22 protein-coding genes are annotated in these 26,838 nt (G+C 72.2%); 15 read left to right on the top strand and 7 right to left on the bottom strand.

Going from position 1 to position 26,838, the window contains the following annotated elements; all coding sequences use genetic code 11:
- Positions 1 to 59 precede the first annotated feature (59 nt).
- Both ASE68_RS01105 and ASE68_RS01110 read left to right on the top strand, forming a co-directional pair.
- Positions 60 to 1,010, top strand: a complete 951-nt coding sequence (locus ASE68_RS01105; RefSeq protein WP_235480732.1) for a DNA-3-methyladenine glycosylase — start codon at positions 60 to 62, stop codon at positions 1,008 to 1,010.
- A 93-nt stretch (positions 1,011 to 1,103) separates the two neighbouring features.
- On the top strand, positions 1,104 to 2,135 hold the full coding sequence (locus ASE68_RS01110) for an acetylxylan esterase (RefSeq protein WP_055860436.1): 1,032 nt from the start codon (positions 1,104 to 1,106) through the stop codon (positions 2,133 to 2,135).
- Here the strand turns inward: ASE68_RS01110 and ASE68_RS01115 are convergent.
- A complete protein-coding gene (locus ASE68_RS01115) occupies positions 2,132 to 2,584 on the bottom strand; it encodes a helix-turn-helix domain-containing protein (protein WP_082461772.1) in 453 nt (150 codons plus the stop codon). The two genes, ASE68_RS01110 and ASE68_RS01115, sit on opposite strands and share 4 nt — an antisense overlap.
- An 80-nt stretch (positions 2,585 to 2,664) precedes the next feature.
- On the opposite strand from ASE68_RS01115, the gene ASE68_RS01120 reads away from it, so the two are divergent.
- Complete coding sequence (locus tag ASE68_RS01120) at positions 2,665 to 4,956, top strand: LLM class flavin-dependent oxidoreductase (protein WP_055854228.1); 2,292 nt, start codon at positions 2,665 to 2,667, stop codon at positions 4,954 to 4,956.
- 211 nt (positions 4,957 to 5,167) lie between these two features.
- On the top strand, positions 5,168 to 5,656 hold the full coding sequence (locus ASE68_RS01125) for a hypothetical protein (protein ID WP_055854230.1): 489 nt from the start codon (positions 5,168 to 5,170) through the stop codon (positions 5,654 to 5,656).
- Positions 5,657 to 5,768: 112 nt separating this feature from the next.
- Here the strand turns inward: ASE68_RS01125 and ASE68_RS01130 are convergent, their stop codons facing one another.
- Both ASE68_RS01130 and ASE68_RS01135 read right to left on the bottom strand, forming a co-directional pair.
- Entirely contained in the window at positions 5,769 to 6,236 is a 468-nt protein-coding gene (locus tag ASE68_RS01130; protein ID WP_055854233.1) for a DUF805 domain-containing protein, read from the bottom strand.
- Positions 6,237 to 6,364: 128 nt separating this feature from the next.
- A complete protein-coding gene (locus ASE68_RS01135; protein WP_157421486.1) occupies positions 6,365 to 7,804 on the bottom strand; it encodes a pyridoxal-dependent decarboxylase in 1,440 nt (479 codons plus the stop codon).
- Between the two features lie 276 nt (positions 7,805 to 8,080).
- On the opposite strand from ASE68_RS01135, the gene ASE68_RS01140 reads away from it, so the two are divergent.
- The 3 genes from ASE68_RS01140 (at position 8,081) to ASE68_RS01150 (ending at position 14,091) form a co-directional block, all read left to right on the top strand.
- Positions 8,081 to 9,187: a phosphatidylserine/phosphatidylglycerophosphate/cardiolipin synthase family protein gene (locus ASE68_RS01140; protein WP_082461775.1), complete on the top strand. Its 1,107-nt coding sequence runs from the start codon at positions 8,081 to 8,083 to the stop codon at positions 9,185 to 9,187.
- Between the two features lie 137 nt (positions 9,188 to 9,324).
- Positions 9,325 to 13,176: an SCO7613 C-terminal domain-containing membrane protein gene (locus tag ASE68_RS01145; RefSeq protein ID WP_157421487.1), complete on the top strand. Its 3,852-nt coding sequence runs from the start codon at positions 9,325 to 9,327 to the stop codon at positions 13,174 to 13,176.
- Positions 13,177 to 13,287: 111 nt separating this feature from the next.
- Positions 13,288 to 14,091, top strand: coding sequence for a DNA/RNA non-specific endonuclease (locus ASE68_RS01150; protein ID WP_055854244.1), 804 nt, complete (start codon positions 13,288 to 13,290; stop codon positions 14,089 to 14,091).
- Between the two features lie 412 nt (positions 14,092 to 14,503).
- Here the strand turns inward: ASE68_RS01150 and ASE68_RS01155 are convergent, their stop codons facing one another.
- A complete protein-coding gene (locus ASE68_RS01155) occupies positions 14,504 to 15,469 on the bottom strand; it encodes a cation diffusion facilitator family transporter (protein ID WP_055854248.1) in 966 nt (321 codons plus the stop codon).
- Between the two features lie 94 nt (positions 15,470 to 15,563).
- Here ASE68_RS01155 and ASE68_RS01160 point away from each other — a divergent pair, with 94 nt between their 5' ends.
- Together ASE68_RS01160 and ASE68_RS01165 are read left to right on the top strand one after the other, a co-directional pair.
- Complete coding sequence (locus ASE68_RS01160) at positions 15,564 to 16,316, top strand: GAP family protein (protein ID WP_200921759.1); 753 nt, start codon at positions 15,564 to 15,566, stop codon at positions 16,314 to 16,316.
- A 73-nt stretch (positions 16,317 to 16,389) separates the two neighbouring features.
- Complete coding sequence (locus ASE68_RS01165) at positions 16,390 to 18,000, top strand: FAD-dependent monooxygenase (RefSeq protein ID WP_055854251.1); 1,611 nt, start codon at positions 16,390 to 16,392, stop codon at positions 17,998 to 18,000.
- Positions 18,001 to 18,193: 193 nt separating this feature from the next.
- On the opposite strand, the gene ASE68_RS20035 is transcribed toward ASE68_RS01165, so the two are convergent.
- A complete protein-coding gene (locus tag ASE68_RS20035; RefSeq protein WP_157421488.1) occupies positions 18,194 to 18,355 on the bottom strand; it encodes a hypothetical protein in 162 nt (53 codons plus the stop codon).
- A gap of 94 nt (positions 18,356 to 18,449) precedes the next feature.
- Between ASE68_RS20035 and ASE68_RS01170 the strand changes: the two genes are divergently transcribed.
- The 3 genes from ASE68_RS01170 to ASE68_RS01180 all read left to right on the top strand — a co-directional run bounded on the left by ASE68_RS01170 (position 18,450) and on the right by ASE68_RS01180 (position 21,276).
- Positions 18,450 to 19,265 (top strand): MBL fold metallo-hydrolase, encoded by an 816-nt coding sequence (locus ASE68_RS01170; RefSeq protein ID WP_055854253.1) that lies wholly within the window; start codon positions 18,450 to 18,452, stop codon positions 19,263 to 19,265.
- Positions 19,266 to 19,400: 135 nt separating this feature from the next.
- Complete coding sequence (locus ASE68_RS01175; RefSeq protein ID WP_055854256.1) at positions 19,401 to 20,267, top strand: AraC family transcriptional regulator; 867 nt, start codon at positions 19,401 to 19,403, stop codon at positions 20,265 to 20,267.
- Positions 20,268 to 20,343: 76 nt separating this feature from the next.
- Complete coding sequence (locus ASE68_RS01180; protein WP_235480733.1) at positions 20,344 to 21,276, top strand: DMT family transporter; 933 nt, start codon at positions 20,344 to 20,346, stop codon at positions 21,274 to 21,276.
- 27 nt (positions 21,277 to 21,303) lie between these two features.
- On the opposite strand, the gene ASE68_RS01185 is transcribed toward ASE68_RS01180, so the two are convergent.
- Complete coding sequence (locus ASE68_RS01185; RefSeq protein ID WP_157421489.1) at positions 21,304 to 21,891, bottom strand: GIY-YIG nuclease family protein; 588 nt, start codon at positions 21,889 to 21,891, stop codon at positions 21,304 to 21,306.
- Between the two features lie 121 nt (positions 21,892 to 22,012).
- Here ASE68_RS01185 and ASE68_RS01190 point away from each other — a divergent pair, with 121 nt between their 5' ends.
- Positions 22,013 to 22,663: a hypothetical protein gene (locus ASE68_RS01190; protein ID WP_055854262.1), complete on the top strand. Its 651-nt coding sequence runs from the start codon at positions 22,013 to 22,015 to the stop codon at positions 22,661 to 22,663.
- Between the two features lie 92 nt (positions 22,664 to 22,755).
- On the top strand, positions 22,756 to 23,382 hold the full coding sequence (locus tag ASE68_RS01195; RefSeq protein ID WP_055854265.1) for a dihydrofolate reductase family protein: 627 nt from the start codon (positions 22,756 to 22,758) through the stop codon (positions 23,380 to 23,382).
- A gap of 178 nt (positions 23,383 to 23,560) precedes the next feature.
- Here ASE68_RS01195 and ASE68_RS01200 read toward each other — a convergent pair whose 3' ends face one another.
- Complete coding sequence (locus ASE68_RS01200) at positions 23,561 to 25,732, bottom strand: S9 family peptidase (protein WP_055854268.1); 2,172 nt, start codon at positions 25,730 to 25,732, stop codon at positions 23,561 to 23,563.
- A 179-nt stretch (positions 25,733 to 25,911) separates the two neighbouring features.
- Here ASE68_RS01200 and efeU point away from each other — a divergent pair, with 179 nt between their 5' ends.
- Complete coding sequence (efeU, locus tag ASE68_RS01205; protein ID WP_055854271.1) at positions 25,912 to 26,805, top strand: iron uptake transporter permease EfeU; 894 nt, start codon at positions 25,912 to 25,914, stop codon at positions 26,803 to 26,805.
- The last annotated feature ends 33 nt before the right edge of the window (positions 26,806 to 26,838 follow it).

Below are 26,838 nucleotides of genomic sequence, written 5' to 3' on the forward strand. Positions count from 1 at the left end.
ATGGCGCCCGACCCTGGGCCTCCGTGGCGGCTGTCAGGGGGCGGGGCCACACTGGAGCCGTGATCGCCGAGCACTCCCGCACGTGGACCCCGCGGCATCCGACCGACCTCTCGCAGACCATCGGTCCGGTGCGGCGCGGGCCGGGCGACCCCACGTTCCTGCGCGCGGTCGACGGGTCGTTCTGGCGCACCACGCGCTCCGCCTCGGGCCCGGCCACGGTGCGCTACGCGCAGCCCGCCGCCGACGTGCTCCGCGTCGACGCATGGGGTCCGGGTGCGGCCGAGGCGGTCGCCGAGGCGGCGGTCGTGCTCGGCGAGGGCGACGACCCGAGCGGGTTCGATCCCCGCATCGCGCTCATCGACGAGGCGCACCGTCGCAATCCGGGGCTGCGCATGGTGCGCACGGGCCGCGTCTTCGAGGCCCTCGTGCCCGCGATCCTCGAGCAGAAGGTCATCACGCTGCAGGCGCATGATTCGTGGCGGTTCCTCGTGCACCGGTTCGGCGAAGACGCGCCGGTGCCGCCGCCGGGCGCGGCCGGTTCGGCCGGCGGGGGCACCGGCCGCCGCCTGAAGGTCGCCCCGACGGCGGAGCAGTGGGCACGGGTGCCCTCGTGGGAGTGGCATCGCGCCGGCGTCGACCCGCAGCGCTCGCGCACGATCGTGAACGCCGCGCGGTACGCCTCGCGTCTCGAGGAGGCGAGCGGAATGAGCCCGACGGATGCCGCGGCCCGCCTCATGCTCATGCCCGGCGTCGGCGTGTGGACCGCCGCCGAGGTCGCGCAGCGGGCGTTCGGCGACCCCGACGCCCTCGCCGTTGGCGACTACCACCTCTCGAACTACCTCGGCCACGCGCTCTGGGGCCGCGACATGACCGACGACGAGATGGTCGAGGCGATGGCTCCGTGGGCCGGGCACCGCCAGCGCGTGGTGCGACTGCTCGGCGCCTCCGGGGTGCGCGGGCGCCCGCGCCGCGGTCCGCGCATGCCCTTCGTCGATCACCGCGCGATCTGACGGCGGGCGACGGGTGGGCGGCCCGGGATACGCTGGGCGTCGCCGCGGCGGTGCGCCGCGGCATCCGCCCGAAGCCCGTCCGAAAGGATGCCGATGCCCCGGTTCGACCTGTCGCCCGCCGACCTGCGCGCCTACCGCCCCGAGGTCGCCGAGCCGCTCGACTTCGACGAGTTCTGGCGCGCGACGCTCGCCGAGTCCCGGGCGCTCGCCGAGGCCCCGAGGCTGACCCGCGTCGACGCCGGGCTGGCCACGGTCGAGGTGTACGACGTCGAGTTCAGCGGGTTCGGCGGCGACCCGGTCGGCGGCTGGTTCATCGTGCCGGCGGGGGCCGCGGCATCCGCCCCTCTGCCGACGGTCGTCGAGTTCAACGGATACGGCGGCGGCCGCGGCCTGCCGCACGAGCGCCTCGCGTGGGCGAGCGCCGGGTACGCCCACTTCTTCATGGACACCCGGGGCCAGGGCAGCGCGTGGGGCACGGGCGGCACGACGCCCGATCCGCACGGCACGGGTCCGTCGGCGCCGGGGTTCATGACCCGCGGCATCCTCGACCCGGCGACCTACTACTACCGGCGCGTCTTCACCGATGCGGTGCTCGCGATCGACGCCGTGCGCTCGTTCGCGCAGGTCGACGCCGACCGGGTGAGCGTGTGCGGCGGCAGCCAGGGCGGCGGCATCGCGATCGCGGCTGCCGGCCTCGCCGACGGGCTCGTGGGTGCGATGCCCGACGTGCCGTTCCTCTGCCACTTCGAGCGGGCGGTCGGCCTCACCGAACGTGATCCGTACCAGGAGATCGTGCGCTACCTCGCGGTGCATCGGGATGCCGCGGCGACCGTCTTCGAGACCCTCTCGTACTTCGACGGCGTGAACCTCGCCGCCCGGGCGACCGCGCCGGCGCTGTTCTCGGTGGCCATGATGGACCCGGTGTGCCCGCCGTCGACGGTGTTCGCCGCCCGCAACCGGTGGGGCGCGGGGGCCGTCGGGGGTGCGGGGGCGACGGATGCCGCGGGCGCCGTCGCGGCGCCGGTCGCCGACATCGTCGAGTACGCGTTCAACGAGCACGAGGGCGGGGCGGGCGCGCACTGGCCGCGGCAGGCGGCCTGGCTCGCCGAGCGGCTCGGAGGCTAGCCCGCCTCGCGAGCCGCGTCGCCCGCTGACCTCGCGGCCGAGTGCACGGCATCCCACTCGACGAGGGGCTGAAGCAGCTCGATCAGCTGCAACCCCGAGGCGCTCGGCGTGTACAGGATCGTCACGGGCGTCGTCGCCTTCACGTGGCGTTCGATCACGCCCTCGGCCTCGAGCTCCTTCAGCCTGGCCGCGAGCAGCCGGTCGGAGATGCCGTCGACGGTGGCGCGGTACTCGCTGAACCGGCGGGCGCCTCGCACCCCGGCGAGCAGGATCGCCCCGTTCCACTTGCGGCCGGCGAACTCGACCGAGCGCTGGAACCGGCGGCAGGCCGCCTCGTCGATGTGCCCGAACTGCTCGAGCCGGGCGCGGTGGGCCGCGAGGTCGGCGACGAGATCGGCGGCAGGCTCGACGCCGGCAGCGTTCGCCGAGGCATCCGATTCACTAACCATAAGTAAGCAGCTTACCAGCGGTTCGGCATGTGCCGGCCGAATGCGGAAGAGTCGGTGCAGCGCGACACGACGGGAGCAGCATGCACTACGGACACGACCTGCAGTTCGGAACCTTCATCACCCCGAGGAACGACCCGCCGCAGGCCGCCGTGCGCCTCGCCGAACTCAGCGAGGCGTCGGGCTACGACCTCGTGACCTTCCAGGATCACCCGTACCAGCCGGCGTTCCACGACACGCAGACGCTGCTGACCTGGGTCGCGGCGCGCACCGAGCGCATCCACGTCGCGGCGAACGTCGCGAACGTGCCGCTGCGCCCGCCGGCCGTGCTCGCCCGCGCCGCCGCGAGTCTCGACCTGCTCTCGGGCGGGCGTTTCGACCTCGCGCTCGGCGCGGGTGGATTCTGGGATCCGATCGCGGCCATGGGCGGCCCGCATCTCACGGCGGGCCAGGCCGTGGACGCCCTCTCGGAGGCGATCGACGTGATCCGCGGCACGTGGGACGTCGACGAGCACGCGCGCTTCGTCGTCGACGGCACGTACCACCACGTGAACGGCGCGAAGCGCGGCCCGGCGCCGGCGCACAACATCCCGATCTGGATCGGCGCCCTCAAGCCGCGCATGCTGCGCCTCATCGGCCGAAAGGGCGACGGCTGGCTGCCCTCGCTCGGCTACCTGCAGCCCGGCGACCTCGCCAGGGGCAACCAGACGATCGACGACGCCGCGATCGCCGCGGGCCGCGACCCGCGCGAGATCCGACGGCTCGTGAACATCGGCGGCCGGTTCACGACCGGGCGCACCGGCGGCGGGCGCGGCGGGGGCTTCGACGGGCCCGCCGAGCAGTGGGTCGAGCAGATGCTGCCCCTCGTGCTCGAGGACGGCATCGGCACGTTCATCCTCGCGAGCGACGACCCCGGCACGATCGTGCACTTCGCAGAGGAGGTCGCGCCGGCCCTGCGCGCGGCGGTCGCGGCCGAGCTCGCGAGCGGCGTCGTTTCAGGGGCGGATGTCGCGGCCGGCGCGCCGGTGCGCAGCTCGACCGTGCGCGCCAAGCGCCGCGACGGCATCGACTACGAGGCCGTGCCCGCGTCGCTCGCGGCGCACGCCATCGAGCCGGGAGACGCGGGCTACTCGCGCGTGAAGTCGACGTACATGCGCGGCGGTTCGCCGGGCATCGTGCTGCAGGCGGGCGACCCCGCCGAGGTCGCCGACGCGCTCGCGTTCGCGCGCCGTCACCCCGGCGTGCCGTTCGGCGTGCGCAGCGGCGGCCACGGCATCAGCGGTCGCTCGACGAACGACGGCGGCATCGTGCTCGACCTCTCGCGCCTGAACTCGATGCGCGTGCTCGACGCCGAGCGCCGGCTCGTGCGCGTCGAGGCGGGTGCCCGCTGGATGGACGTCGCCGCGTTCCTCGCCCCGCACGGCTGGGCGCTGAGCTCGGGTGACTACGGGGGAGTGGGCGTCGGCGGCCTCGCGACCGCCGGTGGCATCGGCTGGCTCGTGCGCGAGCACGGCCTGACGATCGACCACGTGCGGGCCGTCGAGCTGGTGCTCGCCGACGGCAGCATCGTTCGGGCGGATGCCGCGGAGCATCCGGATCTCTTCTGGGCCGCTCGCGGCGCCGGCGCCAACATCGGCGTCGCGACCGCCTTCGAGTTCGAGGTCGACGAGGTCGGCGAGGTCGGGTTCGCGCAGCTCGCGTTCGACGCGAGCGACACGGCCGGGTTCCTGCAGGCGTGGGGCGACTGGGTGGTCGATTCGCCGCGCGACCTCACGAGCTTCCTGCTCATGGGCGGGGCCAGGCCAGGCCAGCCGCCGGTGGCGCAGGTGATGGCGGTGATCGACTCGAGCGACCCCGACACGATCCTCGCCCGCCTGCAGCCGCTCGCCGAGGTCGCCCCACTCGTCGGCCAGGAGGTCCGCCTCACGACCTACGAGGCCGTCATCTCGAACGCGGCCGACACGGCTCACGCCGGCCAGGGCGAACCCATGGCCAGGTCGGGGCTCGTCGGGCGCATCACGCCGGAGTTCGCGCGCGACGCCGCTCGGTTCCTCGAGAGCGGCGCCACGCCGTTCTTCCAGATCCGCGCGGCCGGCGGTGCCGTGCACGACGTGCCGGCGGATGCCACGGCCTACGGCCACCGCGCGGCGGAGTTCTCGGTCTCGGCCATCGGCTCGTCGCGCCACCATACGAACGAGCGCTGGAACGAGCTCATGGCCCCGCACATGTCGGGCGCCTACCTGAGCTTCGAGACCGAGGTCGGTCCGGAGCACGTCGCGGCGGCCTACCCGCCCGCCACGCTCGAGCGCCTGCGCGAGATCAAGCGGCGGGTCGACCCCGACAACCTCTTCCGCGACAACGCCAACATCGCGTAGGCGCCGCGCCGCGGCATCCGCTCGGCGTACTCGACCTTTTCAGGACCACAGCGGTCATGGACGCATATTGCAGCCATGACCGCTGTGGTCCTGAAAACGTGGGAGGTGGGAGATGAAAGGCGGGAGGCGGGCGCGGATGCCCGTGGGATCGAACTTCCGATCGACGCCGCGCGCGGGGGCCTCGGCATAGGCTCGAGTCGAAGGGGGACCGATGGATCTCGAGCCGTTGCTGCTGAAGGTCGACCGCATCGCCGGCGGGCGCGACGCGGGCGTGAAGGCCGACCCCGAACTCGTCGCGCACCCGCGCACCCGGCGGGCGTTCACCTGGATCACCTGGCTGCTCGCCGTGGAGGTCCTCATCGGGCTGGCCGCGCTCGTCGTCGCCGTGGTGCTGTTCACGCGAGGGGTCACGTTCGCGTTCCCGGTGTGGATGCGCATCTTCATCGTGCTCGCCATGACCGTCACGCTGTTCTACTTCGCCTGGCGTGCGCAGCGCGGCTACCGCTGGGCGTACTCGCGGCTGCGGCTGTTCAGCAAGATCTTCCCGGTGGTCACGCTCGTGATGGCGGCGATCCCGGGGCTGTTCCCGTTCTGGATGGTCACCGAGCAGATCGTGTTCAGCCTGATCCTCATCGGCATCGCCGACTTCCTCGACAGCGACCACATGCGCACGGTGTTCCGCAAGCCCGACGCAGCCTGACCACCCTGACCTGCGACGTCGGGACATCGCCCGCCCGCATCGGCGGCGACATCGCCTCGGCGCCGCGGCGCGGCATCCGATCGGTTCCGGATGCCGCGGCCGCAGTCGCGGGTCAGTCGTCGAAGCGCGCGCCGGCCGGGTCGGAGTCGAGCAGCATGAAGATCAGCACGATGATGCTGCCCACGAGCGGGATGAACGACAGGAAGAAGAAGCCGCCCGAGCGGCTCGTGTCGTGGAGCCGGCGCCAGATGAGCGCGAGGCTGGGGATGAGCACGGCGAGGTACCAGAGGGCGTAGATCGCGATGCCGAGGCCGAAGAGCGGCCCGGGCTGCGAGGTGCCGGTCGTCGCGTCGATCGTCGCGCCCGAGAATGCGAGCACCATGAGCAGGCCGGAGAGCACCGACGTGACGATGACGTTCGCGAGGGTCCACCACCAGTACTCGCTGCGGCTCGCCCGGCCCGAGAAGGTCGCGTACTTCGTGAAGAATCGCTTGATCGCCTGGCCGAGGGACGCGCCGTAGAGGGGCTGCGACAGGGGCGGTTCGGCTGAGGCGGGCTGCTGGGCAGGGGCGTACGTCATGGGTCCTCCGGGGTGGTTGGCACGACGCTGGCAGGAGCGCCGGTCGCCGGATCATCATGGCGTACCGGCGCCAGCACGGGAAGGGGGAGTTCTGCCCGCCCTCGGCCGGCGTACCGTGTCCGCCCGGCTCACTCCATGGTGTCGAGGATCGCCGTGAGCTGCTCGAAGGTGGTCAGCGGGTTCACGATCGCGAAGCGGGTGTTCGGGCGGCCGAGGTGCGAGCTCGGGGTGACGAAGGCGAGCTGGTCGTCGAGGAGCTTCGTCGACCAGGCGGCGTACTGCTCGCGGGTCCAGCCGTCACGCTCGAAGACCACGACCGAGAGCTGCGGGTCGCGCACGAGCGTGAATCCGTCGCGACGCCGGATCTCATCGGCGATGTCCTGCGCCAGTTGCAGCGACGAGCCGATGGCCTCGCGGTAGGCCGCCCCTCCGTACGTCGCGAGCGAGAACCACATCGGCAGGCCACGCGGGCGCCGGGTGAGGTGGATCGCGTAGTCCGACGGGCTCCACTCGGTCGTCTCGGTGAGGGTGTCGAGGTACTCGGCGTGCTGCGTGTGCGCCGCGCGGCCGCGGTTCGGGTCGCGGTAGATGAGCGCGCAGGCGTCGAACGGCGCGAACAGCCACTTGTGCGGGTCGACGATGACCGAGTCGGCCCGCTCGACGCCGGCGAACCGCGGGCGCGCGAGCGGCGAGAGCATGGCCGCGAGCCCGTAGGCGCCGTCGATGTGCAGCCAGAAGTCGTACTCGTCCTTGAGGGCCGCGATGGAGGCGACGTCGTCGACGATGCCGAAGTTCGTCGATCCGCCGGTGGCGACCACGGCGAAGACGGATGCCCCGTGCTCCTCGAGCGCCTCGCGCACCGCGTCGCCGCGCAGCTGCCCGTCGGGCCCGGGGGAGACCTTCACGATGTCGACGTCCATGACGCGAGCGGCCGACGCGATCGAGGAGTGCGCCTCGGCGCTGCAGACGACCTTCCAGCGGGGGGCGGATGCCGCGGGCTCGCCGCCTTCGACCGACGCGACCGACGCCTCGGCGAGCCGAGCACGGGCGGCCTCTCGCGCGGCGACGAGCGCCGACAGGTTGCCGAGCGTGCCGCCCTGCACGAACACGCCGCCCGCACCGGCCGGAAGCCCGAACTCGTTCGAGAGCCAGCGCAGCACCTCGTTCTCGGCGTGCACGGCGCCGGAGCCCTCGAGCCAGGAGCCACCGTAGATCGCGGACGCCGAGACGACGAGGTCGAAGGCCGACGCCGCGTTCGTCGGGGCGATCGGGATGAACGAGAGGTACTGCGGGTGGTCGGTCGTGATGCAGGCGGGCGCGAGCACGTGCTCGAAGATCGCGAGGGCACGGCGGGCGCCGATGCCCTGCTCGTCGATCGTGCGCCCGGCGAGGCGGTTGAGCTCGGCGGGGGAGAAGGGCTTGTCGAGCGGGGTGTCCTCGGAGAGCATGCGGCGGCGCGAGTAGTCGAGCACGAGGTCGACGATGGCCTCGGCCTCGGCGGTGTTGGCGTGCATGCGGGTGGGGTCGGCCGGTGCCGAACCGGGGGCGATGCGGTGGTCGGTGTTCATGGAGCGTCCCTTCGAGTCGCGCGGGTTCGGCGAGCTAGGAGCAGCGTCGCACACGAGCATGCCCTGGTGCAAAAACGCGCGCGAGAACGGAATCAGGCGCACTATTCATGTGTTGCAGGTCGATCGATCGAACGATAGTGCGCGTCGCGGTGCAGTCTTGCGCACGCCTTCTCGGCCCGCGGTGCCCGCGACGGCATCCGTGGCATCCCTGATCCGGAGGGTGCATGATGAGCGTAGAACTCGACATGAGAGAACCTCAAGGAGAGGACGTGCGCCATGTCGGTCACAGTCGGCGGAGTGGAGCTGTACGTCGGTCCGACCTCGGTCGGCGGGCCCGACGATCTCGACCTCGCGATCCGGCAGTTCATCGACGGCGCCGGGCACACGCTCGCCATCGCCGTGCAAGAGATCGACTCGCGCCCGATCGCCGAGGCGATCGTCGCGGCCACGAAGCGCGGCGTGAAGGTGCGCCTGATCCTCGAGGGCGACTACCTCACTGAAGACAAGGCGATCCTCGACCCGTGGACGACCCCCGGCGCGCACGACGAGAACCGGTTCCTGCTCGCCGCGCTGCTGAAGTCCCGCGTCGACGTCGTCAGCGACCTGAACCCGAAGATCTTCCACCAGAAGTTCATCGTGCGCGATGCGGGCAAGCCGAGTGCGGCGGTGCTCACGGGATCGACGAACTTCACGCGCACCGACACGGGCACCAACGCGACATCCGGAACCGGCAAGGGGCAGAACCTCAACCACGTCGTCGTGCTGCGCGGGCAGCGGGCGGCGACCGAGTACCTCGCCGAGTTCGAGCGCATGCGGTCGGGCACCTTCGGCGACCAGCATGAGCGCGTCGAGTCCAAGCCGAGGGAGTTCGGGCTGCCGGAGGTGCGGGTGAAGCCGCTCTTCGCGCCGAGGCACGGCCCCGAGATGGAGATCATGAAGCAGATGCTGAAGGCGACGAAGTCGATCGACTTCGCGATGTTCACCTTCGCGCAGTCGTCGGGCATCGACGACACGATGATCCGCCTGCGGCCGCTCGTGCCTCGCCTGCGCGGCGTGCTCGACCGCGGCCAGGGCGCGGCCAAGTGGGCGGCGACGAAGGGCCTCGCGGGCGGGGCGGTCGAGCTCTACACGACCAAGCTCGGCACCGGCGTGCGCAAGCTGCACCACAAGCTCATGGTGCTCGACGAGCGCGTGCTCATCGTCGGCAGCTTCAACTACACGGCGCCAGCCAACACCCTGAACGACGAGAACATCGTCGTCATCGGAGACCTCGAGGAGCCAGAGGGCACGCCGACGGATGTCGCGCAGCGAACGCTCGCGGCCTACGCGCTCACCGAGATCGACCGCATCATCGACGAGTTGTCGGAGCCGATCACGGCGTGAGCAGGCTCAGGATGCGCGCGTCGGTCCTCGAGGGCGGATGCCGCGACTCGCCCTCCACACCCGGCGTGCCGCGCGACCCGCCGCGGCCCTGTGGGCGCCTCGCGTACGACGGGGTCGCGCCTCAATAGACTGCGCGGATGGCGTCCTCGTGGAGTGAACAGTCGGCGGCATACCTCACCGCCACCACCGAGTGTCCGAGGTGTCGCGCCGCGCTCACGGCAACCGTGTGCCCGAACTGCCGCGCCGACCTGCGCGGGCCAGAGGCGGTCGCCGTGTTCGAGGCGTCGCAGCGCGCAGCATCGGCACTGCTCGACCGCGAACGGCTGGTGCAGGCGCTGCCGACGGCGCCCGCGGTGGCGCCAGCCGCGCCCGCCGCTTCCGTCGCGGCGCCCGCGCTCGCGGCATCCGCGGCCGGCGCACAGTGGGTCGCCCCGACCGCCGTCGTCGCACCCGCAGGGGCAGCCGCGGCGACGGCCGCCCCGGTCGCGGCACCGCAGTCGGGGGTGCCGGTCGGCCCGCCCGCGGCATCCGCCCCCCGTGCTTCGAGCCAGGCGAGCGTGCAGTCGGTGCTGGCGGTCGCCGGTGCCGCGCTCTTCGCCGTGGCCGCGATCGTGTTCTCGTTCCTCAACCCCGAGATCACGCTGCTCGTGCGCACGCTCGTGCTGGTCGGCGTCACGATCGTCTTCCTCGTCGGAGCATGGCTGCTGCGCACCCGCGGCGTGCTGTTCTCGGCCGAGGCCATCGGCGCGCTCGGCATGGTGTTCCTCGCGCTCGACGTGCAGACCCTCGTGCAGGTCGCGCCCGAGGGCGTGAGCGGGTGGGTCTTCGCCGCACTCGGCACCTTCGTGGCATCCGCGCTCATGCTCGTGGTGAGCCTGCTGACGCGCATGCGCACCTGGTTCTGGTCGGCGCTCGTCGGGCTCGTGCTGACGCCCGCGTTCCTCGGCTACGCCGGGGCCGAGTTCGCGGTCGCGTGGGGGTACGTCGCGGCGGCCGCCGTCGCGCTCGCGGCCAACCTGCTCGCGCCGCGTGCTGCCGCCCGGTTCGGGGGCAGCATCCGCGCCGAGCGGGTCACCCTCACCGTGCTGCAGCTGCTCGCCACGTTCCTCGTGCTCGTGCAGGTGCCGTTCCTCGGCAACACCCCCGAACGCGAGCTCGGTCGAGTGCTCCTGCTCCTCGCCCTCGGGGCCTGCGCGATCGTGGCGGTCGGCACCGGCGCCAAGCGGTTCTGGAGCGCGGCCGGCGGCGTGCTCTGCGCGAGCGCCGTCGCCATCACGCCGCTCATGCTCACGCTCTCCGCCGCCGACACGGTGTGGCAGCTCACGCTGATCCCGCTCGCCGCAGCGGTCGCCGTCGTCATCGCCTCGTTCGTGCCGAGCATCGGCGGCCTGCAGGCCCAATCGCTTCGGGCGGGTGCGCTGGGCGTGCTGCTCCTGAGCGCGAGCGCCGGCTTCACGATGATGTTCGTGGCGCTCCTGCGTGTTGCGGTGCGGTTCATGACCTCGCTGCCCGAACCGGGCCGGGCCTCGGCCTCGTACGCGTTCGACGAGATGTTCACCGCGACCGCGTCGACCTTCGCGCTCGCGGCGCTCCTCGGGCTCGTCGCCGCCGCGATCGGCATCGGCGTGCTGGCGTGGCGCGCGCGCGTCGACCACCGACGCGGGGCCGGCACCTGGACCGGCACCGGGCTCGCAGCCGTCGCCCTGTGGGTCGCCGGTGTCGCCGTGCTGCAGTTCATCGCCTGGCCCTCGCTGCTGACCGTGACCCAGGTCGCGATCGGCATCGGGGTCTCCGTGCTCGCGGCACTCGTGCTCGTCGTTCCCGCCTCGCCGTTCGCGCGCGCGGCGCTCGCGGTGCGCGCGCCCTTCATCGTGGCCGCCCACGCTGCCCTGCTCGAGGCTGCTCTGCTCAGCTGGGCCGATGCGGCGATCACCGTTCCGCTCGGCGCCGTCATCGTCGTCGCCCTGCTGCTCGTGGCGCGCACCGTGCCGGTGCCGTTCCGGGCCGTGCACCTCGCGATCGCCTACGCCTACGCGCTCGTGCTGCTGGCCACCGCCCTCGGGCGGGCCGGCGTCGAGACCGTCGCGGTGCTCTGCCTGACCACGACGACCGCCGCGCTCGTCGCGCTCGCCGCGACGCTCGTGCGGCGCATCGACGCGCGCTCCTGGTACGCGATCCTCGTCGTCACGCTCGTGCCGTTCCTCGTCGGCATCGCCACGGTGCTCGTCGAACGCAGCATCTGGACGGCGCTCTCGACGGCCGTGATCGCCGCGCTCGCCGTGGCGCTCGTCTTCACGCGCCGCCCCGGACTGAACCGGTTCGTGCGCTCGGCCGCCGCGGCGATGATCGTGCCGGCCCTCTCGGTCGTCGTCATCTGCCTCGGCGCGGCGACCATCGACTCGAGCGGCTCGCCCGTGACCCTGCCGATCATCGCGGCACTCGTCGCCGTCGCCCTGCCCGTCACGGTGCTGCTCGAACGAACCATGCTGCGCAGCGAGATCCCGGCCGCGGATGCCGCATCCGCACGTCTCTGGTTCGAGGTCGGCGCGCTCGTGTCCGCGGCCGTCACGGTGCTGCTCGCCCTCGTGCGCGATGCGGCCGGCCTCGGCACCGCGGCCGTCGTGCTCGTCGTGCTCGGACTCGGCGCCGCGGCCGCGCGCGTGGTCGCCGGTCGTCGCTACGGCTGGTGGCTCGCCGCGGCGAGCTGGACCGGCGCGCTCTGGTGCGTCTGGGCGATCCAGGGCGTCGCGATCATCGAGCCGTACACGCTGCCGCCCGCGCTCGCGACCGTCACCGTGGCGAGCGTGCTGCTCGCGCGACGTGGGCGCGGCATGGAACTGCTCGCCAGCGGACTCGCCGTCGCGGTGCTGCCCTCGATCATCGCGCTCGCCGCCCTCGGCTCGGAGTCCGCCGTGGCGCCGTGGCGCACGCTCGGCCTGCTGGCAGGGGCCGCGCTCCTGCTCGGGGGCGGCGCTGTCCTCGGCGTCGGCACCGGCGAACGTCGGCGGCGACTGCGCACGGCGCGTCCGCTCGTGTTCACGACGGCGATCGTGGCCGCCTCGGCCGGCGCGATCCAGGGGGTGCGGTGGGCGCTCGGCGCCGACACCGCCGCGTGGACCGTTCCCGTCATGGGGCAGGTGCTGGCCGTCGCCGTGCTCGCCGCGGTGCTCGCGGGCCTCGGTGCCCTCGGCCTGAAGGCGTCGCTCGGGCCCGTTGGGTCCGGCGGGGTCGACGGCGCGAGCCGCGACGCCGCCCAGGCCGCGGTGCCCGTGCTCGCGGCGAGCCGATGGTTCGGCGCTCCGGCGTTCGTCTACCTCGCGATCGGCCCGATCTTCGCGACCCAGCGCGACTGGTACACGATCTGGACCCTGTGGGCCCTGATGGCCGTGCTGCTGGTCACCGCGGTGGTCGCCGTCGCCCGTGACCGCAGGCAGGAGCCGGTGCTGCCGCCGTTCTGGTTCGTCTACGCCCTGGCGTGGGCGGCAGGCGTCTCGGGGTGGAGCCAGCGCGACCTGCGCGTCGAGGTGTTCTCGCTGCCCCTCGGCGTCGCCGTGCTCGTCGCCGGCATCCTGTGCCTGCGCCCGACGGAGCGCACCCCGAAGCCGACGCTCGACTCGTGGCCGGTCGGCTTTCGCGGATCGTGGCGGCTGCTCGCGCCCGGCATCATCCTGACGCTGCTGCCCTCGGTGCTCGCCACGGCCACCGACCCGCAGCTCTACCGCCCGATCATGGTGATCGCCTTCGCGCTCGTGCTGATCCTCGTGGGCTCTGCGCGCAAGCTCGCTGCGCCGTTCCTGCTCGGGCTGCTCGTGCTCCCGATCGAGAACATCGTCGTATTCGTCGCCCAGATCGACCGCACGGTCGGTGCGATGCCCTGGTGGATCACCCTCGCCACCGCCGGCGCCGTGCTCCTCGCGATCGCCGTCGGCGCCGAGCGCAAGACCACGCAGGGTCGCGGTGTCGCCGCACGCCTGCGCGAGCTCGAGTGAGCCTGCGTGTCGGCCCGTGCGCGTTGGCCAGTGAGCGTCGGCCCCTGCCGCTCGTCTCGCCGCCGAGCGTGGCGGCCTGCGCATGTCGGCGGCGTGTGATCTGGTTGGCGCATGGGCTTCGATGAACGCTTCCTCGGTGTCGGCGCAGCGCTTCCGCGCGTGAGCGGGGCGGAGGCCGCGGCATCCGTCAGCCTCGACTACGTGCACTTCACCGTGGTGCTCGACTCGGTGCGACGCCTTGCTCGCGTCACGGGCGTGAACATCGACGGCGCGTCGCTGCTCGACATCCCGCGCGGCGACGACTGGCGGTTCGACGAGCGGGTGCCCGAGGATTGGCAGACCGGGCCCGCCGTCTACGCCGCCAACGACCTCGATCGCGGCCACCTCGTACGGCGGCGCGATCCGGTGTGGGGCACGCCCGAGGTCGCGGCGCGCGCCAACAGCGACACCTTCCACTTCACGAACGCGGCCCCGCAGGCGGGCGGCTTCAACCAGTCCGAGGAGCTGTGGCTCGGCCTCGAAGACCACGTGCTCGAACACGCCGAGGCCAACCGGCTGCGGCTCAGCGTCTTCACCGCGCCGGTGCTCGGTGTCGACGATCCGCCGTACCGCGGCATCCGCGTGCCGCTGCGCTTCTGGAAGATCGCCGCGTGGAACACCGGCGCCGACCAGCTCGCCGCCGCGGGCTTCGTGCTCGACCAGTCACCGCTCGTCGAGACGAGCGAGGTCGTCGCCCCGGCGCCCGGCGAGGTGCCGCCGCTCGGGCCGTTCCGCACCTTCCAGGTGCCGATCGCCGACATCGCCGCGATCACGGGCCTGTCGATGCCCGATCTCGTCGCGGCCGACGTGCTGCCGCAGACCGTCGCGGCCGCCGGGTGGCGACGGCTCGACGCGGCATCCGACATCCTGCTCTGACGAGCGCGTCTGAGCGTTGGCGCCTGCATGCGTGTTTCCATCCGCATCCGCATGAAGCACCCGCACGACGCCCGCGCACCGCGCCCTCGCCCGCCCACCTTGCATGTGCAGGCCCATGCCCACGTCGCGCCGCGGCTGGGCCCGTGAGCGCTTGCGTCGTCCGGCGCGCGGATGCGTCGCGATTCCGATATGCCAGTTCCGCCTCATCGATGAGGCGGAACTGGCATCTCGGAATCTGGGAACGTTCTTCGGAACCCGCGCGAGCGCAGGTCGCGAACGACGGTCGTGAGCCGCTCATCATGACGGCCGGGAACTGCCCGCGGAACCGCGCGAACGCGTGCCGCGGACGAGGAGCGGCGCCAGTCCGGGGGCGGTCGAGCGCGCGCGACCGCGACGACCGCGAGGCGGCGGATCAGCCGGGTCCGTGCGGCTGCAGCGCCGGTCCGCCCGGCGCGGCGAGGGTGAGCGACGCGAGCTCGACCATGGCGTCGCCCTCGAGCACGGCTTCGAGGGCCCGGAGCTCGCGCGCGGCATCCGCTTCGCTGCGATCACCGACGAGGTCGACGGCCGCGATGAGCAGCACGCGACCGGGGCCGATGAACTCCATGTGCAGGAACGACACGCGGTCGACCGACGGCAGGGCGAGCAGCTCGCCGATCATGTCGGAGCGCACGTTCGACGGCACCGCCTCGCCGATGAGGAACGCGCGGTTGCGGCCGATGAGCAGCACCGCGACGACACCGAGCAGCACGCCGACGGCGATCGACCCGATCGCGTCGAAGACCGGCGAGCCCGTGACCTGGTGCAGCAGGATGCCGACGAACGCGATCAAGAGGCCGATGAGCGCGGCGGCGTCCTCGGCGAACACCGCGCGCAGGGTCGGGTCCGAGCTCTGCGACACGTGGTGCAGCGTGCCGACGCGTCGCCGCTGCGCATCGGAGCGGGCCTGGCGGTAGGCGCGGATGAACGAGATGCCCTCGAGCACGAACGCGAGGCCGAGCACCGCGTACGCGATGCCGTAATCGCTCGCGGGCTCCGGATCGATGAGCTCCGAGATGCCGTGCTGGATCGACACCGCGGCGCCGACCGTGAACAGGCCGAACGCGGCGAACATCGACCAGATGTAGGCGTCCTTGCCGTAGCCGAGCGGATGCCGCGCATCCGACGGCCTCCTCGATCGCCGCTCGGCGATCACGAGCAGCACCTCGTTGCCGGTGTCGGCCCACGAGTGCGCCGCCTCGGCGACCATCGATGCCGAGCCCGTGAGCGCCGCGGCGACCGACTTGGCCAGCGCGATGAGCGCGTTCACCACGAGCGCGACGATGACCGTGACGAGCGAGTCGCCGGGTGCCGCCTTGCCCGATTCGGTGTCTGCCACGAGTCCGAGTCTGGCACCGGGGCTCCGCCCGCGGGTCTGGAACCTCCGTCGCGCGGCGGATCCGTCGGCGTCGCTCCTGGGGCAGGCTCGAACCGTGGACCTCGACCTGCTCAGCGGTGCCGCCCTCACCGGACCCGCGCTGCTCGGCTCGCTCGCCGTGCTCGCGCTCGTGGACTCGACGAGCTTCGGAACGCTGCTCATCCCGATCTGGCTCATGCTGGTGCCCGGCCGGTTGCGGCGCAGTCGCATCGTGCTCTACCTCGCCACGGTCGCCGGCTTCTACCTCGTCGTCGGGCTCGTGCTGCTGACCGTCGCGGCCGTCGCCCTGCCCCAGCTCATGGAGCTCGCCTCGACGACACCGTTCCTCTGGGCGCAGCTCGTGGTCGGTGCCGCGCTGCTCGTCGGCTCGTTCTTCGTGGGCGGCAAGCGCAAGCGCGAGGGCCCGGGTCGTTTCGCCAGGTGGCGTGAGCGGGCGGTGACGGATGCCTCGGAGGAGCGCTCGAGCGTGCTGCCGCTCATGGGGCTGGCCGTCGCGGCGGCCGGCGTCGAGGTCGCGTCGATGCTGCCGTATCTCATCGGCATCGGCCTGCTCTCGACATCCGACCTCGATTCATCGGCCCGGGTGCTCGTGCTCGTCGGCTACTGCGTCGTGATGGTGCTGCCCGCCCTCGTGCTGCTCGCCATCCGATCGGTCGCGAGTCGCGCGATCGAGGCCGGACTCGCCCGCATCAGCGGCTGGATGGAGCGCAACGCTGCCGAGACGACCGGCTGGATCGTCGGCATCCTCGGGTTCCTGCTCGCGCGGGCCGCCGCGGTCGAGCTCGGCCTGTTCGACGCGTTGGGCTGAGGCCGCGCGCCGGAGGCGGAGGATGAGCGCCCGGGCTCTGGCGCACGGCAGGGCGCAGTGCGAAGGTGGAGGCATGGCGCCGTCTGCTCCTGCCGATGCATCCGCCGACCTGAGCACCGACGTGCTCATCGTCGGCGCCGGTCCGAGCGGACTCATGCTCGCCGTCTGCTTGGCCCGCCTCGGGGTCGACGCGATCGTGGTCGACGGCAAGGCCGGCCCGACGCGGGAGTCGCGCGCGCTCGTCGTGCAGGCCAGGTCGATGGAGCTCTACGACCAACTCGGCCTCGTCGATCGCGTGCTCGCGAACCGCTCGCCTGCGACGAGGCTCATTCCCGGCGCCGGGCGGAACGAGCTCGGACGCATCGACCTCGCGCTCGCCGGCAGCGACGTCACGCCGTACTCCGAGATCACGGTGTTCGAGCAGTCCGCCAACGAACGGCTGCTCATCGACGCGCTCGGCCAGCTCGGGCGCGAGGTGCGCTGGGGGCACCGCCTCGAACGGCTGCTCATCGAGCCGCCCGCGCCGCAGCACGGCCGGCCCGCGGCATCCGTTCTGGCGACCCTGGCGAACCTGTCGACGGGCGAGGGCGAGGGCGAGGGCGAGGGCGTTCGCGAGGGCGCCGTCACCGTGCGGGCCCGCTACTGCGTCGGCGCCGACGGCTCGCGTTCGACCGTGCGGCGCGAGCTCGAGATCCCGTTCGACGGGGCGACCAACGCCTTCACGTTCACGCTCGCCGACGCGATCGGCATGCGCGGGCTCGAGGCGCAGGCCATCAACGTGCGCGTGAGCGAGCGGCACCTCATGCTCGGGTTCGGCATGGGCGGCGATCGGGCGCGCCTCATCGGCGTGGTGCGCGACGACGACCTCGGCGCCGACGGCGAGGCATCCGAAGACGAGTCGCGCGCGGTGTTCCGTCGCGAGTTCGGCGTCGAGTACGACGAGTCCGCCTGGTTCACGACCTATCGGCTGCACCACCGGCTCGCCGCGCGGTTCCGCGAGGGGCCGTGCTTCCTCGTCGGTGATGCGGCGCACATCCACTCGCCGGTCGGCGGGCAGGGCATGAACACCGGCCTGCAGGACGCGCACAACCTCGCCTGCGCGTTCGCCGACGTGCTCGTCGACGGCATGTCCGAGTCGCGCCTCGAGCGCTACGAGGCCGAACGCCGGCCGGTCGGCAAGACCCTCGTCGAGACGACCGATCGCCTCTTCGGGCTCGTGACGAGCGACTCGAGTAGGGCGCGATTCGTGCGGTCGCGGGTGATTCCGGCGATCGGCCCGGCCGCGGTGCGGCTGATCCCGCGCCTCGTCGGGCTGCCGCGCGCCTTCGGGTTCGTCTCGCAGACGCGCATCCGCTATCGGATGCCGGATGCCGCGGGCGCGACGTCCCCGGCCCGCGACGACGGCCTGCTCGGCCTCCGCCTGCCCTGGACGGGCGACAACTTCGACGTGCTGCGCGCTATGCGCTGGCAGGTGCACGGATACGGCGTGCCCGAGCGCTCGGTGCACCGCATCGCTAGGGAGCTCGGCGTCGAGGGCCACGTGTTCGGCGCCGACCCGCACGGCCGGTTGCGCCGTGACCGCGTCTACCTCGTGCGCCGCGACGGCTTCATCGTGGCCGAGGTGCCCTCGCCCGGAACGGGCGCCGCGCTCGCCGCGGCGCGGACTCGGGTGGCCGGCGGCTGACGAGGGGAGTGAACTACGCCAGACCGGCTCCACTGCCGGCGAACGGATAGGTGCAGACGACCCCGACGATGACGGCCGCGGTCGCGATGACGAGCAGGGCGCCGGCTGGCGCCGGAGGGCGACGGGATGCGATCGTGCGGATGAGCTCGACCAGGACCGCACCGCCGATGATCGTCGCCCAGATCAGGAGCGTCTATCCGGCGATCCACGAGAACGTGAACCAGGTCTCGGCGCTCGGAGCGGTGAAGCCGATCGTGGCGCTCGCGGCGAGCGACATCCCAGCGAGCCCGGCCAGCGCGAGCGCCACGCCGGCTGCGACCGTCGTCGATCGCGAATCGCGTCGTGTCGTTCCCATGCACCGAACGCTAGGGGAGGCACGGGCGATGGATCAATGGGTTCCCGAACGCGTGATCGTTGTCGGCCCGAACGCGGCGGCGTAGCCTTGCCCCGTGCTGAGGCAGGTCGCAGAGGGCGTGTGGGTTCACGAGAGTGAGTTCCTCCAGAGCAACACGGTGGTCGTGCAGGGGCGGGCGGGCGTGCTGCTCATCGACCCCGGCATCACGATCGACGAGCTGGCGGATGTCGCGAGCGACCTCCGCGAGCTGGGGCAGCCCGTGGTGGCGGGCTTCTCGACGCATCCCGACTGGGACCACGTGCTCTGGCACCCCGACTTCGGCGACGTTCCGCGGTATGGAACGGCCCGCGGTGCGGCATCCATCCGGGATTTCCTGTCGAACCCGGACTGGAAGGAGCTCCTCGCCCCGGCCCTGCCGCCCGAGTACGCCGACGACATCCCGATGGACCTGCTCGGCCTCGTCACGGGCCTGCCCGCCGACGCCGAGCGGATTCCGTGGGACGGCCCCGACATCCGGATCCTCGAGCATCGGGCCCATGCCGCAGGACACGCGGCGCTGCTGATCGAGGACCAGGGCGTGCTCGTCGCCGGCGACATGCTCTCCGACATCCTGATGCCGTTCCTCGACCTCGATGCCGCGGATCCGGTCGACGACTACCTCACCGCCCTGGGGCTGTTCGAGGGCGTGGCCGATGATGTCGCCGTCGTTATCCCGGGCCACGGCGGCGTCGGCGACGGCGAGCAGTTGCGGGCACGACTCGCGCTGGATCGCGCGTACGCGGAGGCGCTGCGAGACGGCCGCGCGCCCGATGACCCGCGCCTCGACCCGTCCGGCCCGCTGTACTGGCTGGTCGACGTGCACAAATGGCAGCTCGAGCGGCTCGGGCAGAAGAACGACCCCACCGGCTGACGACCCGCGTGATCCGATCCGCAGTGCGGCCACGGGCGCGGTGGTGAGCGAGCCGACCCGACCGGATCGGACCGCGATAGTCGGGTGGGGGTCGATCGCGGCGAGCAGGCTTGAGGCGACAAGAAGGGGGCTGCGGTGATCGCGGAGCTCAATCGGCTGGTCGAGTACGTCGAGCAGCACCTCGCCGAGGAACTCGACGTGCCGGATCTGGCGAGCAGTCTCGGCACGACGGAGTACCACCTGCGGCGCATGTTCTCGTCGCTGGCGGGCATGCCGTTGTCCGAATACGTTCGACGCCGGCGCATGTCGGTCGCCGCAGCCGAGGTGCTCGGCGACGGCGACCTGCTGGGCATCGCGGTGCGGTTCGGCTACGGATCCACCGAGGCGTTCAACCGTGCATTCCGCTCGGTGCATGGCGTGGGTCCGGCCGACGTACGCCGTGACGGCGGCCCCCTTCGCACGCAACCGCAGCTCAGGTTCCGCCTGACCGTCGAAGGGAACACCCCAATGGACACCCGCATCGCAGACCGCCCGGCCTTCCGGCTCATCGGCCACTCGACCCGAGTGCCGCTCATCCACGAGGGCGCCAATCCGCACATCCAGGCGTACATCGCCTCGCTGCCCGTGACCGAGCACGCCCGCCTGAAGGAGCTCGGCGACACCGAGCCGGCCGGACTCCTGCAGGTCAGCGCCGACGTCGACCCCGACTACGAGGAGGGCAGCGAGCTCACCTACCTCCACGGCGTCGCGGTCACCGAGGCAACGACGGCGCCGGAAGACCTCGACGTGATCGAGGTGCCGGCCGGCACCTGGGCGGTCTTCCGCACCGAGGGGCCGTACCCGGCGGCACTGCAGTCGACGTGGGCCGCGACCGCCACCGACTGGTTCCCCTCCAACCCGTGGCAGTTGCGACCCGGCCCCTCGATCGTGGCGGTGCTCGACCGCGCGGCCGACTTCAGCACGGCGACGTGCGAGTTGTGGCTGCCGGTGGAACGCGCCTAGACCGCCTCGGCCCGCCCGCCCGGCCCGCCCGCGGCATCCGTCATCCGTCGCTCGGAATTGCACGTATCTTCGTACGGTGCCTCACGAGAACGACTCCACCGCGATGACGGATGCCGCGCTCAGCCGTCGCCGCTTCACCGGCGCCGCGACGCAGGTCGGCACCGAGGTGTCGATCAACTTCGGGTCGTCGCTCGCGGGCCTCGTGATCCCGGTCGTCGGCTCGTTCGTCGTGGTCGCGGTGCGGCAGCTCGTGATGCTCGTGGTGGTGCTGCCGATCTACCGCCCGAAGCGCGCGGAGCTCACCTGGGCGCGGCTCTGGCCGGCACTCGCGCTCGGCGTCGTGCTCGCCGTCATGAACGTCTCGTTCTACGAAGCGGTGCACCTGATCGGCCTCGGCACCGCGGCGACGATCGAGTTCCTCGGGCCGCTGGCCATCGCACTCGCGACCTCGCGCCGGTGGCTCGACGCGGTCTGCGCGGTCGCGGGCGGTCTCGGCGTCGTGCTGCTCATCGCTCCCGGTACTTCGGATGCCGCGGCCATCGACCCGTGGGGCGTCGCGCTCGCGCTGACCTCCGCCGCGACGTGGGCCATGTACATCCTGCTCACGCGCCGCGTCGCGGTCGGACTGCCCGGGCTCGAGGGCGTCACCGTCGCGAGCATCGTGAGCCTGGTGCTGCTCGTGCCCTTCGCGATCGCGACCTTCGACGCGAGCGCGCTCGACTGGACCGTGGTGCTCCTGCTGCTCGGGGTCGGCGTGCTCTCGTCGGCGCTGCCGTACAGCCTCGACACGTTCATCCTGCGGCGCATCCCCCCGCGCCTCTACTCGATCATCACGAGCTTCGGCCCGGTGATCGCGGCGATCTTCGGATGGCTCGTGCTCGCCGAGACGTTCACGCTCGTCGAGGTGCTCGCCATCGCGATCGTCTGCGGGGCCGCCGGCACGGCCGTCGCGACGCAGCGCGACCGCCCGAAGTCCGACCTCGAGCAGACCGCCGAGGGCATGGCCTGACCCGGGTCGCGATGCCGGGCCGGCTCATCAGCCGCGAGCCGCGTTGCGCCGGCTGACCCACCGGTCGTACTCGGCCCACGGGTCGTCGACGCCGATCGCGAGGGCCTCGATGTGTTCGACGAGGGCCGGATGCCGCGCGAACCACTCCGTGCCCGCGAACCGGTGCGCGGCGAACTGCTCGTGCCGACGCTGCTCGACTCGGCGCCCGCCGGGCTCGAAGGCGAGCACCTCCTCGTGGGGGATCACCGAGAGCCGCTGCCGTGGATTCGCCGACGTGCCGATCTTGACCTGGTCGCGGTAGCGCACGTAGTAGACGACCTCGACGCGCACGGGCAGCAGCTCACCGTCGGGCGCGTCGCCCAGCCGCCACTCGCAGTCGGCGCAGAGCCACCCGGCCGGGTAGCGCACGCCCACACGGCATCCGCACGCCGGGCACGGCTGCGGCGCGAGATCGGTGACGCCGGCCTCGGCGGCGACGAGATCGTGGGCCTCGAGCAGGTGCCGCAGGCAGAGGCGCATGGCGGGGGCGCCGGAGGCGGAGGTCGGCGCCCCGCAGGCCACGCCCGACGGGTCGAGGAGCCCGCACGTCGCGCCCGCGGCATCCGCTCGATCCATGTCAGCAGGCTACGTCGCACCACCCACAGCGCTGTCCACCCGGCGCGTCACCGGCCCACGGTAGGCTCGATCTTCGACCGAACGGGCGGTCGATGCGACGTTCGAAAGCGAGGCGAGCGGCATGGCGTGGTGGGGAAAGCGCAAGCGTCGACGGTTCAAGCCGTTCGACCGCAGCGCCCTGCCCGAGGCCGAACCGCTCACCTTCGAAGAGACCTACAACGAAGGCCTGCTCGTCGCCGAGGCGGCCGGGCGCATGGCCCTGAAGAACCGCATCATCGTGCGCGCCCTGCGCGGCGACGAGCCGTTCGACGCCGATCGTGCGTCGGCCGAGGCGCGCGAGGTGCTGCGCGAGCTCATCCAGGAGTTCGACCAGGTCGCCGAATGGGCCGAGACCGAACGCGAGTCGGCGGCCAGGCGAGAGGGTCGATCGGCCCACCAGCACGACTACCATCGCGCCGACTCGTGGAACCTGCGCCTGCGCGAACGCGTGAACGAGGCCGTCGCGCAACGGCTCGGCGAGCTGCGCAACGACAGCGAGTACCTGGCGGCGTTCGCCGAGCGCGCGCGCCAAGAGGCCTGGGGCGAACTCTCCGAGGCGATCGAGCAGCGCCTCGCACGCGACTGGCCCGACATCGAGATCGACGAGGCCTACATCGCCGAGCGCGAGAACCGCATGGCGGGCGTCGCCTTCGACCTGCTGAAGGACCTCGACGAGGTGCGGCAGCGGCGCGAGGAACGCGACGCGCTCGACGACGCGTTCGGCGGCTGGTAGCGGTCGCGATCGCCTGGCGCACCTGACTGGTCACCCGGTCTCGGCGAGGACTGGTCTTCACCGCCCGGCGGGCCCGGAGTAGCCTCGCGCGCATGAGCATCGACGACGGCCTCGTGGTCGCGACCATCACCATCTCGCTCGACGGGTTCGTGGCGGGCCCGAACCAGTCGCTCGACGATCCGCTCGGCGAACGCGGCGAGGAGCTGCACGAGTGGCTGTTCAGCGAGGCCGAAGCCGCGAGCGCCGATGTCACCGGCGAGATCCTCGGCGGCGCGGCCGTGATCCAGGGGCGCAACATGTTCGGCCCGATCCGCGGCGAGTGGCCGGATGACGCGTGGAAGGGCTGGTGGGGCGACGATCCGCCGTACCACGCACCCGTGTTCGTGCTCACGCATCACGAGCGCGAGCCGGTGGAGATGCTCGGCGGCACCACGTTCCACTTCGTCACGGGTGGCATCGAGGAGGCGCTCGAACGGGCACGTGCCGCGGCGGGCGGCGGCCGGATCTCGGTCGCCGGCGGCGCGAGCACCGTGCGCCAGTTCCTCACGGCCGGGCTGCTCGACCGGCTCATCCTCAGCATCGCGCCGATCACGCTCGGCGCGGGCGAGCGCCTGTTCGACGGCGTCGAGCTCGGCGGGGAGTCCGGCATCCGCCTGGTGCCCGTGCAGGTGTTCGAGAACGCGGCCGCCACGCACATCGTCTACGACGCCGCGCGCTGAGTCGCCGCAGTCGACGTCGAGCGGATGCCGCGGCATCCGTCGGCCGAACGGCCCGCCGAGGCATCCGCTTCAGGAGATCGCACGCTGCTCAGGACGAATGCCGCAGGATCGGCCTGAGCAGCGCCCGAGCGCCTGACGCGGCGTCGGCGAACCCGCCGGCCCGCAACGCCGAGGCCGGCTACTCCCCGCTCGGGTGCGCCCCGGCCCGGTCGATGACCCACGCGTAGGCGAAGGCACGCTCGCGCCAGGCCGAGTACCGCCCGGAGACGCCGCCGTGGCCTGCCGCCATCTCGATCTTCAGCAGCGGGTCGGCGCCCACTTCTCGAAGGCGAGCGACCCACTTGGCGGGTTCGACGTAGAGCACCCGCGTGTCGTTGAGCGAGGTGACCGCGAGGATCGGCGGGTAGTGCGTCTCGTGCACGTTCTCGAGGGGGGAGTACGACTTCATGTAGTGGTACACCTCCTCATCGTCGAGCGGGTTGCCCCACTCGTCCCACTCGATGACCGTGAGGGGCAGCGAGGGGTCGAGGATCGAGGTCAGCGGGTCGACGAACGGCACCTCGGCGAGGATGCCGGAGAAGTACTTGGGCGCGAGGTTCGCCACGGCGCCCATGAGCAGGCCTCCTGCGCTGCCGCCCTGGGCGACGAGCCGGTCGGGCGCGGTGATCTCCTGGTCGATGAGGTGCCGGGCGGCGGCCACGAAGTCGGTGAAGGTGTTGCGCTTCTCGAGCTTCTTGCCGTGCTCGTACCAGAGCCGGCCCATCTCGCCGCCGCCGCGCACGTGGGCGATCGCGAAGACCATGCCGCGGTCGAGCAGCGAGAGGCGGGGGATGCCGAAGCCGGGGTCCATGGATGCCTCGTACGATCCGTACCCGTAGAGCAGCGTGGGCGCGGGATCGCCGAGGTTCACGAGGTCGTGCCGGTAGACGAGCGAGATCGGGATCTTGGTGCCGTCCTTGGCCGTGGCCCACTCGCGGCGCTGCGCGTAGCGGGTCGCGTCGTAGTCGCCGAGCACCGGCTGGCGCTTGCGCAGGCGGCGCTCGCCCGTGGCGACGACGAGGTCGAGCACGGTCGACGGCGTCACGAAGCTCGTGTACCCGAGGCGAAGCATCGGCTGCTCCCACGACGGGTTGCCGCGCACCCCGACAGCGAAGAGCGCCTCGTCGAACGCGAGTTCGTGCAGCGTGTCGTCCGGTGTCGCGTCGGCGGGCAGGCCGGCGGGCGGCAGCTTCGCGATGGCCACCCGCGTCAGCCCCTCGCGGCGGTACTCGAGCGCCACGAAGTCGCGGAACGCGTCGACGCCCTCGAGCCGAACGGCCTCGCTGTGCGGCAACAGCATGCGGCGCGGGCCCTCGGGGTCGGCTGCGGCGACGCTCACGAGCTCGAAGTTCACGGCGCCGTCGTTGTGCACGATGAGCAGTCGGTCCTTGCCGCCGGCGACCACGTGCTCGACGTCGTACTCGACGCCCTCCTTGCGCGGCCAGACCACGCGGAACTCGCCGGTGGGGTCGTCGGCGTCGAGCAGGCGCGTCTCGCTCGTGATGTTCGAGCCGGCCTCGACCACGAGGTAGCGGCGGCTGCGCGTGAGGCCGACGCCGAGCCAGTAGCGCTCGTCGGGCTCGTGGAACACCTTCACGTCGTCGGATGTCGCGGTGCCGACCTCGTGGCGCCAGATCGTGTCCGGTCGCCACGACTCGTCGACGGTCGCGTAGAAGACGTACCTGCCCGAGGGATCGAAGACCGCTCCGCCCGCCGTGCCCTCGATGACGTCGTCGATGGTGCGCGCGGGGTCGTCGAGCGCACGCAGGCGCAGCGTGTAGCGCTCGTCGCCCTCGAGGTCGGTGCCGTAGAGCAGCGTCGCGCCGTCGGCGGTGATGTCGAAGCTGCCGAGCGAGTAGAACTCGTGGCCCTCGGCCTCGACGTTGTCGTCGAGGAGCACCTGCTCGCCGGGCAGGCCCGCCGTGGCGGTCGAAGGCCCGCCCGCGGCATCCGCACCGCCGTCGTTGCCGAGCAGGGGAGGCTCCCAGTCGTCGGGCCCGGCGATCGGCGCCCGGCAGTGGATGCCGTACTGCTGGCCCTCGACGGTGCGCGTGTAGTACCACCAGTCGCCCTCGCGGGTCGGCACCGAGAGGTCGGTCTCCTTCGTGCGGGCGCGGATCTCCTCGAAGAGCTGCTCCTGCAACAGCGAGAGGTGCTCGGTGCGCGCGTTGGTGTACGCGTTCTCCTCGTGCAGGTGGGCGAGGACCTCGGGGTCCTCCTTGGCTCGGAGCCATTCGTAGTCGTCGACCACGGTGTCGCCGTGGTGCGTGCGTTCGATGGGGCGCTTCGGAGTCTTCGGCGGAGTCAGCACGGGCTCAACGCTACGCGCATCCCTTCGGCGTGCCCAGCCGATGCCGGTGGCGGGCGCAGGCCCGACCGCACCGGCTGCGCGCGACCCGCACCTCGACGAGGGGCAGGAATCCCAACTTGCGTTCGCGCGGAGTAAGGCTAGCCTTAGCTCATCCCACCCCTGCTTCATTGGAGACATCCGTGCTCGCCACGTACCTGATCGGCCTTCGCGAAGGCCTCGAGGCGGGCCTCGTCGTCGGCATCCTGGTGGCATACCTCGCGAAGCTCGGTCGCCGCGACCTGCTCGGCCGGCTGTGGATCGGCATCGGCCTTGCGATCGCGGTGGCGCTCGGCATCGGCGCCGTGCTCACGTGGGGCCCGTACGCGCTGACGTTCCAGGCGCAGGAGATCCTCGGCGGCGTGCTCTCGATCGTCGCCGTCGCGATGGTCACCTGGATGACGTTCTGGATGGGGTCGCACGGCGCGAGCCTGTCGAAGGAGCTCCGCAGCAGCGTGGATGCCGCGATCGACCGCTCGTGGTTCGCCCTCGTCGTGCTCGGGGCCGTCTCGGTCGGGCGCGAGGGCATCGAGACCGCGCTCTTCGTCTGGGCCAACGCGGCCGGCGGCAGCGACCCGATGCTCGCGACGTTCGGCGCCGTGCTCGGCATCCTCACCGCCGTCGTCATCTCGTGGGGCATCTCGCGCGGGCTCGTGCGCTTCAACCTCGGCCGGTTCTTCACCTGGACCGGCCTGTTCCTGATCTTCGTCGCGGCCGGCGTGCTCGCCTACGGCGTCGGCGACCTGCAGGAGGCGTCGGTGATCCCCGGCTGGGGCACCTCCGCCTACAGCCTCGTCGCCATCGTGCCGCCCGGCAGCTGGTACGGCACCGTGCTCGCCGGCATCTTCAACTTCTCGCCCGAGCCCACGTGGGCGCAGGTCTTCGCCTGGGTCGCCTACGTCGCGATCACCGTGCCGCTGTACCTCCTGATGCTGCGCCGTCGCAGCCGGGCGCGCGCCGCCGCTGCCGCCGCGATCGTGCCGTCTGCGGCTCCAGCCGGTCGAGTAGCGACGCAGGAGCGTATCGAGACCCCATGACGGGCACCCGATTTCCCCGAGCAGGGTCTCGAT

The organism is Agromyces sp. Leaf222 (genome assembly GCF_001421565.1).
GTDB lineage: Bacteria > Actinomycetota > Actinomycetes > Actinomycetales > Microbacteriaceae > Agromyces.